The sequence below is a fragment of the Chryseobacterium phocaeense genome (genome assembly GCF_900169075.1).
GTDB lineage: Bacteria > Bacteroidota > Bacteroidia > Flavobacteriales > Weeksellaceae > Chryseobacterium > Chryseobacterium phocaeense.
This window is the reverse complement of the sequence record NZ_LT827015.1, coordinates 866,514-881,384: the sequence shown is the minus strand read 5'-3', so window position 1 is coordinate 881,384 and position 14,871 is coordinate 866,514. Positions and strand designations below refer to the sequence as shown.

Here is a 14,871-nt window from a genome sequence, read left to right as displayed (position 1 = left end):
TATCTTTTTTTGGTTCCATAGTTTGACCCTATAAAAAGTGAAAGGTTAAATCACCAGAATACAAAGTCAAACATTTAATCAACGGTCAAAAGTAGAAATTATTGTCAGAAAAAGGTATACAGAAGTCTTATAAAAGACCGTAAAATTTGTTAAAAATTGTTAAAAATCTACAAAAACATCTTTTTTAATGCTTTGATACGCAGTAATTTCGTCAAACTCATTCAAACTTAACAATACCATTTTTTTATACTGATCATATTTTTTCCCGCGTGGAAGTTTGAGCATAATCTGGAACTGGTATAAATTATTAAGTCGGGCAATCTGTGCTCTTTCTGGCCCCAAAACACATTCTTCGGGAAGATATTTTCGCAGGATAGAACCCAGAAACCGGGAAGCCCTGTTGACCTTATCTTCTTTTCTATGCTTCAGCTCGATCATAATGAGCTTTGTAAATGGCGGATAATGAAATTTCTGGCGCTCGGTAAGGATATATTTATAGATTTTTGCAGGATTATTCATTTTAATCAGCTGGAAAACAGAATGCTCGGGATTGTAGGTCTGGATTAAAATTTTTCCTTTTCCAGAAACTCTTCCTGCTCTTCCAGATACCTGCGTGATCAGCTGGTAAGCTCTTTCTTCTGCACGGAAATCCTGCACATACAGAAGGGAGTCCGCTTTTGGAATGGTCACCAGCTCGATATGGTCAAAATCGAGGCCTTTGGAAATCATTTGTGTTCCCACGATGATATCCGTCTCCCGGTCTTCTATTTTTTCATACAATTTTTCATACGCGAATTTTTTACGCATCGAATCCACGTCCATTCGGTCTACTTCATGATCCGGAAAGAGTTTGGATACTTCTTCATGAATCTGCTCTACGCCTACTCCCCTTTCATTCAGGTTTTCCGACTGACATTTCGGACACGATCTGGGTTTTGACGCCCTCTGCCCGCAGTAATGGCATTTCATTTCGTTGGCCGCCTTATGGTAGGTCATTACCACATCACAATTGGAGCAATAATTTACATATCCGCAGGTTTCACATTCTATGACGTTCGCATAACCACGTCGGTTGTGAAGGACAATAGCCTGATTTTTTTCATCCAGCGTTCTTTTGATCTCATCAATCAGGTGTAAAGAAAAATTCCCGGAAACTTTTTTGGATTCCTGGGCTTCTTTAAAGTTGATCAGTTCATACTCCGGCAGATTCACATTCCCGAATCTTTCATTTAGAAAAATGTATTTTATTTTATCTTTTCTTGCATTGTAATAGCTCTCTACGGAAGGGGTTGCAGATCCTAAAATGACTCCTGCCCCATAAAAATTGCCAAGCACCAGAGCTGCATCTTTCGCATTGAAATAAGGGGAAGCTTCTCTGGGTCTGTATGCAGAATCATGTTCTTCATCCACCACAATAAGTCCCAGGTCCTGATATGGCAGGAACATGGCATTCCGGGTTCCGATCAGAATTTTAATATCATTCTGCCTGATTCTCCTCCAAACCTCAACACGTTCAAAATCCGTAAGCTTCTGATGATAGAAACCAAGCTGTCTTCCGTATTTTTTTTCCAGTCTTTGAGTGATCTGCTTGGTAAGGGAGATTTCAGGAAGCAGGAACAGGACATTTTTCCCTTCCTGGATGTATTCTTCAATTTTTTCTAAATAAATATGCGTTTTTCCGGAAGCGGTCACTCCATGAAGGAGTACGTTTTTCCCTTCCTCAAAGGCTTCGTCTATTTCTGTTTTTGCCTCTTTCTGCTGTTCGGAGAGTTCGTCCAGCTCTTCAATTTCACCTTCATAGCTTTCAATCCTGTCTTTCTGCATGAAATATTCATCCACAAGACCTTTATCCATAAGCCCTTTTAAATGTGAACTTCCGAAATAATCATCCTCAAAGAGTTCAGCTTTTCGGATGGGGATTTCCGGATGCTCTGTCTGCTTTTCCAGAATCGCCAGAAAAAGGTCTTTCTGTTTCGCAGCCCTGTTGAGTTTGATTAAGATATCCGTCAGGTTCTGATTATTTAAAACCGTCTCGCTGATCCTGACGTAAGCCACTTCTTTTGCTTTGTACTTTTCCGCTATTTTTTCATCAATTTCAATGTACTGAAGGTCAATCAGGGAATTAATTGTTTTGATGATCTCCTTTTTAGGAATAAATGCTTCAATATCGGTAAGATTGATCAGCTGGCGTACTTCCAACGCCTGGATCAGGTACATTTCATTGACATCCAGGTTTTCAAAATCCACCTGAACGTTGGGTTTTAATTTTAAATACGTTTCACTTTCAAGCTTTAAAGATGAAGGAAATGCAAAACGGTAAATTTCTCCCAACCCGCACAGATAATAGTCTGAGAGCCAGTTCCAGAAATCAATCTGCTCCTGCGGCAAAATAGGCCGGTCATCCAGCATACTGATTACTTCCTTGGCTACGAAGCTTTCAGGAGCATTATCGTGAAGTTCAAAAACAATTCCGGTGTAAATCTTTTTCCCTCCGAAAGGAACGAGTACGCGCATTCCCGGCTGAATACCAGCTATCAGCTCTTCAGGGACTTTATAGGTGAAGGATCCTTTTAAATTAAGGGGTAAAACGATCTGGGCGTAATGCACAAGGGAAATTTTTAAAGTGTAAAATTAGATTTTTCCTGAGAGAACTGCAATTTTTTGTTGAGATTGTATATTGTTGTTTTGAGATAAAATCCGGCAGATTATTTATGTTTCCCACAGATTATTCAGATTACACAAACTTTTTTCATGGCCATCTTTTCCTTAAAGCAAAGCTCAACTTAATATTCTTAAATTCTTGATAATCCTTAAATGGTTCAAATTTTATTTCACGCAGATTAATCAGATCATGCAGATAAAAATAGCGCAAATATCTGCTGAATCTGCACAATCTGCGAGATATTATACTTAAAAAAAATATTCTGTGATCTGGTACCAGACGGCTGAAGTGAGGAAACCCACAATGATGCTGAAGCCAATAATCAAGTTGGTGAGTTTGGTATTCAGTCTGAATTGTTCTGCGATAATGCTGGAGGTAACCACGGTAGGCATGGCAGCCTCAAAGATTGTAATTTTTGCTACATCGCCTTTTATATTGAGCAACAGAGCCAGTCCCAGCACCATCGCCGGGGCCAGAATCAGTTTATAAAGCATGGAAGCGGACATCTGTGGAATGAGTTTCTTCCATCCGTTGAATTTCAGCCGAAGCCCTACAGAAAATAATGCCAGCGGGCTTACCGTTGCGGCCAGCTTATCAAAAATTGGTTCTGCAGAGGAGAAATCGATGAACTGCGATAATATCAGAGCCGAAATACAGCCTATCAGCGGAGGAAATGTAATCAATCTTTTGAGAATAAATGCGGCGCTTACTTTTCCTGACCTGCTGCCCCCTTTTACCGCGGCAATAATTCCTAATGTGGATAATGCCAGAAACATGGTCTGGTCACAGATAATAGCTATACTTAACAGACTTTCGCCATAAAAAGCACTAATCAGCGGAAATCCGATAAAGGAAGTATTGCTGTAGCCACTCGTAAGTTCGAGTGTGCTTCTGGAGCGCCTTGAATAGCCTTTACTTTTGCTGTAGAACATCATGAAAAAGAAGCAGAAAACGGCAACCAGAAAAGTGGCTGCGATAGGAAACAGCATTTCGGCCGTCCATTTTACTTTTGGAAGATATTTAAATGAAACTGCCGGCAGCGCAAGATAAAGGATCCAGGTATTTATTCCTTTATGGGCATCGGGATGGATAGATTTTGTTGCCTTGAAGACCATTCCTGCGATAATGCATACTGCAATCAGAACAAAATTTACCATACCATTTGAAATATGCTGCAAATTTACGGTTGATTTTTTAGTTGGGAATAGAAAAATCAGGTTTTTTACTATGTTATGAGGAAAGATTGATTTTCAATTTCTTCCTATTTTGTTGGTTTTTCGCAAAGGCGCGAGGTGTATAAACAGATGCTTTTTTTAAGGCGCAAGGATTTTATCTCAGATAAAATTTAATAGTGTTTATTTTACAATAATCTGAATTGCTAAACTTCATAGATTTTGAAAACCTATGAAGTTGTTTGTTTTTCACGCAGATTTTGCAGATGAAGCAGATTTTTCCTGTGTATATTTTTAATTTTTTATTACATCCCAAAGGCTCAGAACGTCAATTTTCTCAGCAGGTTTTGAAAGTCTGATCTTTTTTGAAGTATTGGGAAGGAGATCAAAGAAATTATCACTGAAATGAGTGTCTCCGATCAGATAGACATCTTTCGCCAGAACCTCTGTGGAAACCTCGATTTCATTTGCAGAAATTCTTTTAATTTTTATCCCAGGCTTCGTCAATTCAAGGTCTTTTGGTTTGGAAAAGAAATGAGAACCGACAGCTACAGTCTTCCCATCTTTGGCCTTCATGGTAAGTTCCAAAAAGACTTTATTCCTTTCGGATTCCGAGAGCAAATCTTTTATCTGAACCGGACTGAACTTCAGAATACCGTCCAGAAGTTTTCCTTTTGAAAGTGTTTTGGTTTCTTTTAAAACTTTTCCGCTAAAATCAATCACTTTTATTTCTAAGTCATTAGTATTAAATACTTTTAACCCATCATTAACCGCAAAAAAGTTTAAATTTCCGGCCAGTTCTTCAGTTAAAACAACCTGCTGTTCAAAGCTTCTTTTCATTTGGTAATGCAGCGCTTTCCAGTTGCCCAGATAATCAATGGATGACCATGAAACTACCGGCCAGCAATCATTCAGCTGCCAGTAGAGGGTTCCCATATTGTAAGGTTTTGCGCGGCGGTGGGCTTCAACGGCGATTCTCATTCCACGGGCCTGCAGCAATTGAGAGATATAATTGTATTGTACAAAATCTGACGGAATTTTATAATCCCTTTTCATGTATTCATTGATGATTTCCCAGCCTCTGCTATGTTTTTCATGGGCTTTAATCACGGAATTCTGAACACTCAGATCGGGAGTTCCTGAAAACATAGATTTTACAGTTTCCAGCGTCGGCATTCCCTGAAAGCCATATTCAGACATGAACCTTCCAACTTTTTCATTATAGATCTCAAACGGCTGCTCTCCCCACCAGACGCCCCAATAATGGGAATCTCCTTCTGTTAGGCTTTCTTTATGTCCCCATCCGACAGAAGGAGAGCTCGGCCAATAGATGTTCTTATCAGGAGTGAGGTTTTCTTTTAAGATATCTGGAATCACTTCTTGGAAGAGTTTTTTATAGTCTTTCCAGACCTGCAGTGAATCTTCTTTTGAATATTTGAACTGTTTCTGATAGCCCCAATTGACGATGGCTTCATCCACTTCATTATTTCCGCACCATAATGCAATAGACGGGTGATTCTGAAGTCTTTCCACCTGCTCCTTTACTTCTTCTTTTACGTTCATTAAAAAAGCTTCGTCAGCCGGATAAAAGCTTCCTGCAAACATAAAATCCTGCCATACCAGAATACCATTTTCATCACAGGCTTTGTAAAATTCATCATCTTCATAAATTCCGCCACCCCAGACCCGGATCATATTCATATTCGCATCTTTGGTATCTTTAATCAGCTTGTGGTATTTTTCTTTGGTCATCGCCGGTGAAAAGCTTTCTGCCGGAATCCAGTTGGTTCCTTTTGCATACATAGGCTTTCCATTTACTTTGAAATAGAATGATTTTCCTGCAGCGTCTTTTTCCTGAATCAATTCTACCGTTCTCAGCCCTGTTGTTATATTTTTCTGGTCTAAAGAATTTTTATTTTTCGAAAGGCTGATTTTAAAGTTGTAAAGATGAGGATCTCCCCACCCATTCGGCTGCCATAGTTTTGGATTTTTAATTTTGAACGGAACAGAAACGGTGTTGAGCCCTTTTTTAAGCTGAACACTTTGATTTTGTTTATTCAGTTCCACCTGATATGGTCCTTCTTCATCTGCAAGAATCTTCATATTAAAAGAGATTTCTGCTAAAGCTTCCGTTACGTGATGTTGCTGAACCTGAATATTTCTGATTTTTGCAGTATTCCAGAATTCCAGTTGTACATCTTTCCAAATTCCTGTTGTTAACAATCTTGGTCCCCAGTCCCAGCCAAAGTGATACTGTGCTTTTCTTACAAAACTCCTTGGAGATTCCGGCATGGTGAACGGAACAGCTTTTGCCAGCTCTTTACCTTCTTTGACCGCAGAGCTGAATTTAATTTTCAATTCATTATCTCCCGCTTTCAAATAACTTTTCACTGGAATTTCCCATTTTCTGAACATATTGTCCGTTTTCTGAAGGAGTTTTCCATTAAGATAAATCTCTGAAAAAGTGTCCAGTCCGTTAAAGACTAGATCAATATGCTGATTTTTAAGTTCTTCCGCTGTAACTTTAAAACGGGTCTGATACTCCCAGTCCTCATTTTCTACCCATTGTACTTTTTTCTCATTTTCATCTTTGAAAGGATCGGGAATGATCTTATGATGCATCAGGTCAAGATGAACCATTCCCGGAATTTTCGCCGGCAGCCAGCTTTGTTCATTTGTATTTTTGAACTGCCAGTTTTCTGAAGATAAATTTCGTTCAGTTTTCTGTGCAGTCATCATATTCATCATAAAAAGGACAATTAAAAGGATAGATCTATTCATTTTTTACTTATTTTTCAAAGCCACTACCTCATCCTGGTTTGCAAAAGCACCGCCATCTGTAATGGCTGAAGAATGGAAATAGCCTGCATGGGTATAGGCTCTGAGCTCTTCAATATTGGTAGAACGCAATCCGCCGCCTACAAGAATTTCAATCCTTCCATTGGAAAGCTCTACCAGCTTTTTAAGATTTTCTTTCCCTTCTGCAACGTTGGGCTTCTGACCTGAAGTAAGAATGGTTTTAAAACCGCAGTCAATTACTTTTTCCAACGAATCTTCAAGCCCTTCTGCCCTGTCGAAAGCCCGGTGAAAGGTACAGGGAAGAGGATAAGCCATTTCAACCAAAATTCTGTTATGTTCTACATTTACCTGATTATTTTCATCAAGTATTCCAAAAACAAAACCGTCTACGTCAAGGGATTTAAAGAGGATCAGATCTTTTTCCATCTGTTCAGACTCAGCTTCCGAATAGGTAAAATCTCCTCCTCTCGGACGGATCATTACAAAAATCGGAATATTTATTTTTTCTCTGAGCTCTTTTACGGTATCAAAATCAGGGGTTGTGCCACCTTCACTTAAACCGTCGCACAGCTCTATTCTATCGGCTCCGTTTTCAAATGCAATAATGGCTGATTCCGGATTGAAGCACGCTATTTCTATTTTTGACATTTATTTCTTTGTTTATTTTTTAAAAATTTTTATTGAAAAATTCCAGGTTTTGGCTAAAGCCATTTGAATCGGGGATATTTTTGTAAACGGGCTAAAGCCCGTTCCTATTGAATTTATAGCAGGCTCTGATGTCAATTCATCTGATATCATCTGATATTTTACAGAACCCGTTCCTATTGAATTTTAAAAAGCATCCTGATTATTTTAATGCAAATTCCGGTTTTTCAAGGCGGTTTCCTTTCTGGTCATGAACCGCGAAAGTAAATCCATCCTGGATGCAGTATGAGCCATATTCACCCTTTTTGTTTAAAGCAATAAAGCCAACCTGTATATCTTTCAGGTTCTTATTTCTTCTCTGGGTAATTTTTACAATTCTTTCTACAGCTTCTTTACAGGCCTGCTGAGGATTCCGTCCCTGTCTCATTAATTCAACTACAAGATGGGTACCTACCGTACGGATTACTTCTTCGCCGTGGCCTGTGGCTGTAGCAGCCCCTACTTCATTGTCTACGAATAACCCGGCTCCGATAATAGGAGAATCTCCTACCCTTCCATGCATTTTAAAAGCCATTCCGCTGGTGGTACAGGCTCCGGAAAGGTTTCCTTTGGCATCCAGCGCAATCATTCCGATGGTATCATGATTTTCGATATTCGCAACCGACTTGTATTCACTGGTCTTAAGCCATTCTTTCCATTCTTTTTCTGAATCCGGGGTAAGAAGGTTTTCTTTTTTAAATCCCTGCGATAACGCAAACTGCAATGCCCCATCTCCAACCAGCATAACGTGAGGAGTTTTTTCCATCACTGCCCTTGCCACTGTAATAGGATTCTTGATATGTTCCAGACAAGCCACAGAACCGATATTATAGTTTTCATCCATAATACAGGCATCCAGGGTCACTCTGCCATCCCTGTCCGGGCGGCCTCCGTAGCCCACGCTTCTTTCCGCAGGATCAAGCTCTACCAGACGAACTCCTTTTTCCACTGCATCCAGGGCTTTTCCGCCTTTTCCTAAGACAGTCCAGGCTTCCTCATTGGCCTTCAAACCGAAATTCCACGTGGAAAGAACGATGGGTTTATCAATTGTTTGGTGATGATCAGGAATTTCCACAGCCATCAGATCAAACGGACTTACAGCTAGTGCCAGGGAAGCAGCGGCAGTTTTTTTTATGAAATTTCGTCTACTTTGCATATGAGATTATTAGGCTTACAAATTAGCAATTTTCCCGCTAGCAGAAAAGGAAAAAAGACCATGACATCAAAGCCGTGGTCTTTTTTATTTATTGCGGTCAAAAGCAGGTGGTTTTTATATGCTTCAACTAAATTTTGAGTTAATTGGCTCCAATTTCATCAACAAACAACCATGCCTTTGAATCTGCTCCCGGATTTCCGGCTGGAATAATACCCGCATTTTCTACTTTCAGTTTGATGTATTTTGAATTCTGGTTACCTACATTCAGTTTTATTTTGCCTTTTGCGTTTTGAATTTCGTCTTTTCCAATTTCTTTGATCATTTTAAAATTCTTCCCGTCATCAGAAATAAAAACCTGAGCAGATTTAGCCAGATGAATCCAGCTTCCTTTGTTTTCCAATGTGTTAAAGTAGATTTCTGAAAAGTTTGTTTTCTGCCCTAAATCAATGGTTGCCACTACATCTTTCCCCTGGAATCCCAGCCATGTTTTCCCCAGTTGTCTGATGTTTCCGATAATTCCGTCTACCAAAGTAAAAGCCCCGCCGAAAGAATAATTTTCGCTTGGCTGCTGTTCCAATGTAATTTTTTTTCCTGTCGTTTTTGAAACGGTAAATTCCTGCGTAGAAACGGCGCTTTTCAGTTTTCCATCTTCAAAATAGGCAGATTTAACGGTTAATGATTTCGATACAGGAATACCCCCTTTGTAAATCTGTGAATTGATCGAAGGTTCTGTGCCGTCCGTAGTATATCTTATGCCTTTCGGGTCCTGTGATACCTTAAGCTCATAGATGACACCACTGTTTGCAGGGCCAACCTTCCCCGAGATATTGTAAATGCTTTTTGCGTAGTTAACATTCATTTTGTCCAGAATTTTGAACTGACTGATCACTCTGTTCTCAAATTCTTTATAGTTTTTAGGATCAGAAGTTCCCCACCCAACCTCGGAAAGTGCCATCAGTCTAGGGAATATCATATACTGGACCTGTTTAAAATCTGTAATATATTCCGTCCATAAATTAGCCTGAACTCCCATAATATATTTCGCCTGATCTGCATTCAGCTCTGCAGGAACAGGATTATAGGAATAAATCTTGTCCAAAGGCGTAAACCCACCGAAAGCATTCGGTTCCGATTGCGGATCTCCCTGATAATGGTCAAAATAACAGTATGCACCAGGCGTCATTACGGCAAAGTGTCCGGATTTTGCGGCTTCAATCCCTCCATTTACTCCCGTCCAGCTCATGACGGCGGCATTTGGGGCTAGACCACCTTCCAGAATCTCATCCCAGCCAATAATTTTTCTGCCTTTACTGTTCACATATTTTTCAATTCTCCGGATGAAATAACTCTGCAAGCCATGCTCATCTTTCAGATTATTTTTTTTAATCAGCTCCTGGCAGTGTGCGCATTCTTTCCATCTTGTTTTCGGGCATTCATCACCTCCGATATGGATATATTGTGACGGAAATAATGCAATAACCTCATCAAGAATATTTTCCAGGAATGTAAATGTTTCATCTTTTGGACAGAAAACATCATCAAAAACGCCCCATTTTGTCGCAGATTCAAAAGGACCTTTTGTACAGGCCAGTTCCGGATAAGCAGATAAAGCAGAGAGTGCATGTCCCGGCATTTCAATTTCCGGAACAATAGTGATATGCCTTTGCTGGGCATATTTAATGACATCTTTGATCTGTTCCTGGGTATAGAAATATGGGCCGTATGGCTTTCCGTCAAAAGTATTGTCTACATAAGCCCCTATCATGGATTCTTTCCGTTTTGAACCAATCTGGGTAAGCTTCGGGTATTTTTTTATTTCAATTCTCCAGCCCTGATCATCTGTAAGGTGCCAGTGGAAGGTATTCAGCTTGTACATGGCAAGATAATCGATATACTGTTTTACTTCATCCACAGTGAAAAAATGACGGCATACATCCAGATGCATTCCACGCCACGCAAATTTGGGCTGGTCATGAATTTCCATGGCCGGAATTTCTTTATCCGTTTTATGTTCTTCAAATAGCTGAATTAATGTCTGAAGAGCCAGAAAATACCCTTGCTTTGTATTGGAACTGATTAGTATTCTTTTTGGAGAAATGTGAATAGAATAGCTTTCTTTATCTTCCTCAGCATTAGCAGGAGTCTTTGGTTGTGGCAGCTGCATATGCATCAGGTGCGCTTCCGCTGTGTTACTGCTGTACTTAAATTTCACGGATGAACCGAGACGTTTTTTCAAATATTCGGTCTCTTCTTTGGGAAGTTTGTCATTCAGGACCAAAGTTTCAGGAATGATAAACTTTCCCTGCTGCATACTTACACTTTGAGGGTAAGGGATCAGGTCGGGTTTTTTCTGGGCATGAAAAACAGTGGAAAAAAGAGCCGAAAGCACAAAAAGAAAACGTCGCATTGATATGGAATTAAGATTTAAGCTAAGATAAATATTTTCTAAAACTATCCGGTCATTTTTAACCTCTTAAATAATAAAACATCTAAATTTGCAAAAAATATAAATGAGAAAAAACATTCTTTTTGCAGCCGGATTATTATTTTCAGTTTCTGCACAGGCACAGCTTTTAGATATCATCAAGTCAACTGTTAAAAGCCAAACCGGTGTTGATCTTGAAAAACCTTCAAAGCCTAAAACTACCACCACTTCTGCAACTACCACAACCACTACTCCTACCAAAAGTTCATCCACCAATCTTGGAAATCTTACTTCCTCACAGATTTCTTCCGGACTAAAAGAAGCATTAAGCATGGGAGTAACAGATGGGGTGAAGAAACTGGCTTTAACCGACGGTTTTTTTAAAAATGAAGCGGTTAAAATTTTAATGCCGGAAAAATTAAGAAAAATCGACACCACGCTCCGCTCTCTGGGAATGGGAAGTCTTGCGGATGAAGGTGTAAAATTATTAAACAGAGCTGCCGAAGATGCGGTAACGGAAGCTGCCCCTATTTTCACCAAAGCCATTACTTCAATGACTATTGCGGATGCCAAAAACATCCTGCTAAGCAGTGATAATGCGGCAACCAATTATTTACAGACCAAAACACAGAGCCAGCTGTTCACAGCATTCCAGCCTAAAGTAAAAGCTTCACTGGGCAAAGTTGGTGCAGATACCGTGTGGAAAAATCTGATCTCAAAATACAATACATCTACCGGACAGTCTGTAACAACCGACCTCAATGAATATGTGACGACAGAAACCATCAACGGGGTTTTTAAAATGGTCGCTGAAAAGGAAAGCGGAATCAGAAATACGCCGGCTATGAGAACGACTTCTATTTTGCAGAAGGTTTTTGGAGCTCAGGATTGATGGAGAGGCTAGAAATTAGAGGTTAGTTTATTACAGTTGTAAAAACTAATTTTCTCAAAAAATCTGTGAAAATCTGTGGTTAAAAAAATCTGCAACATCTGCAACATCTGCGTGATATTTTCTAATAAAAAAGTTTGATTTTTATTTCCATCTTCTTTTGTCTTGAAATCAAAGATTCGACGTAGTCAAACAAAAGAAGCAAAAGTTAAAGACTGGGAAACTTCCGCTAAAAATGCAACCTGTGAAATCTGTGGGAGAAAAAATTCTGCATGTACTGACATGATAAAAAAACCTTGTCGATGACAAGGTTTTGTGTATTATTAAAATTGCATTTCAGGAATTTCACCTTCAATGATCAGATCGGCTTCTGTAGATTGTACAATGTGTTCAACCGATACTCCCGGAGCTCTTTCTATTAGCTTGAAACCAGCTGGAGTAACGTCTAATACGGCCAATTCGGTTACGACTCTTTTCACACAGTTTACTCCCGTAAGGGGAAGGGTACATTTCTTCAGGATTTTACTTTCTCCGGCTTTGTTCACATGCATCATCGCGACGATAATGTTTTCCGCAGATGCTACCAGGTCCATTGCTCCGCCCATTCCCTTTACCATTTTTCCCGGAATTTTCCAGTTGGCAATATCTCCGTTTTCTGAGACTTCCATTGCCCCCAGTATAGTAAGATCTACCTTTTGACCGCGGATCATCCCGAAACTGAAGGCAGAATCAAAAAATGAGCCTCCCGGCAGAATGGTAATGGTTTGTTTTCCGGCGTTGATGATATCGGCATCTTCTTCTCCTTCGAACGGGAACGGTCCCATTCCCAATACTCCGTTTTCACTCTGGAATTCTACGGAAATACCTTCGGGAACGTAGTTGGCAACCAAAGTTGGAATCCCGATTCCAAGGTTTACATAATAACGATCTTTCAGTTCTTTTGAAATTCTTTTGGCAATTTGTTCTTTTGTAAGCATAATAAAAACTTAGACTGCAATTTAAATATTTTCAGCTGAATACAAAAGGGCTTTGTGATTCCTGACCGGTTTATATGTGCTGTTTCTTCCAACATCAAGAAGTTTAGGTCATTAAAAATGAAAAATTTGAAATGAATACATTTACTATTTAAACGCCATTCATTATAACAGATTAATTTTTGACTGCTAAACTTGTTACCGCTGTTAAAAATTTTCAAAGTAAAAATTTAAACAGACATCAATTTTTAATATTATATGTCAGAATAATATCTCTAATTTTGCAACATTATTTACGAGAATGAAAATACTTTTAAGATATCTTAAGCCTTACCAATGGCTGATTGTCATTTCTTTGCTGTTGGCCACCATTAATCAGGTTTTTTCTTTATTTGCCCCGGCTATTACGGGTAACATCCTGGATCAGCTGGTTACGCATCCCAATTTTTTTGATAAAGAGAAACTTCTACCCAGAAACCTTAACGAATATTTATATGGAAGCAAAGACTATCATGGTGCTTTCTATTTTCTAGGATTACTGATCGGGACAGCGATGATGAGCCGGATTGCCAAGGCTTTTCAGGACTATGTGGTAAGTGTGATTACCCAGAAATTTGGCGCTAAAATCTTCACAGACGGTCTGAAACACTCTATGGCCCTGCCTTATCAGGAATTTGAGGATCAAAGAAGTGGCGAGACCTTATCTATATTAACGAAAGTAAGGGAAGATTCCGTAAAGTTCATCACCAATTTCATTAATATTTTCTTCGGAATTCTGGTGAGCATTATCTTCGTTTCTGTTTACGCCATCCGCCTTCACTGGTCCATTATGCCGGTGTATATCTGCGGGATTTTCCTGATTGCTTTTATTACTAATTTATTAAGCAAAAGAATCAAAGTCATACAGAAGAACATTGTATCGGAAACTACAGCTCTGGCAGGAAGCACCACTGAAAGTCTCCGAAACATAGAAATTGTAAAAAGTTTGGGATTAACCAATCAGGAGGTGATCCGTCTGAACAATAATACATATAAAATTCTTGGACTTGAGCTCAGAAAGGTGAAAAGCATCCGTTCTCTGAGTTTTATCCAGGGAACCATGGTGAATTTTCTTCAGCAAATGATCACGCTGACATTGCTGTATTTAATCTTTAAAAATATTGTGACTCCGGGCCAATATCTTTCCCTGATGTTTTATGGTTTCTTTATTTTCGGTCCGATGCAGGAAATCGGGAACATCATTATTTCTTACCGTGAGGCTGAGGCTTCGCTTCAGAATTTTGGTAACCTGATGAAAAAAGACGTAGAAGAGAAACCTCTTCATCCAAAACAAATCGGGGCCATTGAGGAACTGGAATTCAAGCATGTTTCCTTTAAACATCAGTCTGCCCAGTATAAAGCTCTGAATAATATTTCTTTTAACGTTAAAAATGGGGAAACCATTGCTTTTGTGGGACCTAGTGGTTCGGGGAAAAGTACGTTGGTGAAATTACTCGTGGGATTGTACAGGCCTCAGGAAGGTAATATTTTCTACAATGCGATCAACGGGAAAGAATTTGATTTTGATGAACTGAGAAACCAGATCGGATTTGTGACCCAGGACACCCAGCTTTTTGCAGGAACGATCAAAGAAAACCTTCTTTTTGTGAATCCAAACGCTACAGAATCTGAACTGGCCATTGCTTTGGAAAAATCAAGCTGTACTGCATTACTCGAAAGGGCAGAAAAGGGAATTGAGACCGTAATTGGTGAAGGCGGGCTGAAATTAAGCGGTGGTGAAAAACAGAGAATTGCCATTGCCAGAGCGCTTTTAAGAAGACCTCATTTACTGATTTTTGATGAAGCGACCTCTGCTCTGGACAGTATCACCGAGGAGGAAATAACATCCACCATCAAGAGCATTTCAAAGGAAAGAGAACAGATTACGGTTCTTATTGCCCACCGTTTGAGTACGATTATGCATGCGGACAGGATTTATGTTCTTGAACGCGGACAGGTGGTAGAAATGGGCTCTCATGAGGACCTGATTACAGAAAAAGGATTGTACTATGCCATGTGGCGACAACAGATCGGGGAAAGAAAAACCCTCAATCCTCAGGAATAAAAAAAT

9 protein-coding genes are annotated in these 14,871 nt (G+C 39.5%); 2 read left to right on the top strand and 7 right to left on the bottom strand.

The annotated features are described in order from the left end of the window. Window positions 1–159 precede the first annotated feature (159 nt). The 6 genes from priA to B7E04_RS10585 all read right to left on the bottom strand — a co-directional run bounded on the left by priA (window position 160) and on the right by B7E04_RS10585 (window position 10,880). The gene (gene priA, locus B7E04_RS10610; RefSeq protein WP_080778628.1) at window positions 160–2,607 is read right to left on the bottom strand and encodes a replication restart helicase PriA; all 2,448 of its coding nucleotides are present in this window, start codon (window positions 2,605–2,607) and stop codon (window positions 160–162) included. A 303-nt stretch (window positions 2,608–2,910) separates the two neighbouring features. After that, window positions 2,911–3,819 carry an AEC family transporter gene (locus B7E04_RS10605; RefSeq protein WP_080778627.1) on the bottom strand — a complete coding sequence of 303 codons (909 nt, stop codon included), beginning with the start codon at window positions 3,817–3,819 and terminating at the stop codon, window positions 2,911–2,913. A gap of 309 nt (window positions 3,820–4,128) precedes the next feature. Next, the gene (locus B7E04_RS10600; RefSeq protein ID WP_080778626.1) at window positions 4,129–6,615 is read right to left on the bottom strand and encodes a beta-mannosidase; all 2,487 of its coding nucleotides are present in this window, start codon (window positions 6,613–6,615) and stop codon (window positions 4,129–4,131) included. 3 nt (window positions 6,616–6,618) lie between these two features. Then, window positions 6,619–7,281 carry a copper homeostasis protein CutC gene (locus B7E04_RS10595; RefSeq protein ID WP_080778625.1) on the bottom strand — a complete coding sequence of 221 codons (663 nt, stop codon included), beginning with the start codon at window positions 7,279–7,281 and terminating at the stop codon, window positions 6,619–6,621. A gap of 199 nt (window positions 7,282–7,480) precedes the next feature. Continuing rightward, the gene (locus tag B7E04_RS10590; protein ID WP_080778624.1) at window positions 7,481–8,473 is read right to left on the bottom strand and encodes an isoaspartyl peptidase/L-asparaginase family protein; all 993 of its coding nucleotides are present in this window, start codon (window positions 8,471–8,473) and stop codon (window positions 7,481–7,483) included. Window positions 8,474–8,612: 139 nt separating this feature from the next. After that, window positions 8,613–10,880: a glycoside hydrolase family 20 protein gene (locus B7E04_RS10585; RefSeq protein WP_080778623.1), complete on the bottom strand. Its 2,268-nt coding sequence runs from the start codon at window positions 10,878–10,880 to the stop codon at window positions 8,613–8,615. A 103-nt stretch (window positions 10,881–10,983) separates the two neighbouring features. Between B7E04_RS10585 and B7E04_RS10580 the strand changes: the two genes are divergently transcribed. Continuing rightward, window positions 10,984–11,790 (top strand): DUF4197 domain-containing protein, encoded by an 807-nt coding sequence (locus tag B7E04_RS10580; protein WP_080778622.1) that lies wholly within the window; start codon window positions 10,984–10,986, stop codon window positions 11,788–11,790. A gap of 320 nt (window positions 11,791–12,110) precedes the next feature. Here B7E04_RS10580 and B7E04_RS10575 read toward each other — a convergent pair whose 3' ends face one another. Continuing rightward, window positions 12,111–12,764 carry a CoA transferase subunit B gene (locus B7E04_RS10575; RefSeq protein WP_062652605.1) on the bottom strand — a complete coding sequence of 218 codons (654 nt, stop codon included), beginning with the start codon at window positions 12,762–12,764 and terminating at the stop codon, window positions 12,111–12,113. A 298-nt stretch (window positions 12,765–13,062) separates the two neighbouring features. Between B7E04_RS10575 and B7E04_RS10570 the strand changes: the two genes are divergently transcribed. Beyond that, a complete protein-coding gene (locus B7E04_RS10570; protein WP_080778621.1) occupies window positions 13,063–14,865 on the top strand; it encodes an ABC transporter ATP-binding protein in 1,803 nt (600 codons plus the stop codon). The last annotated feature ends 6 nt before the right edge of the window (window positions 14,866–14,871 follow it).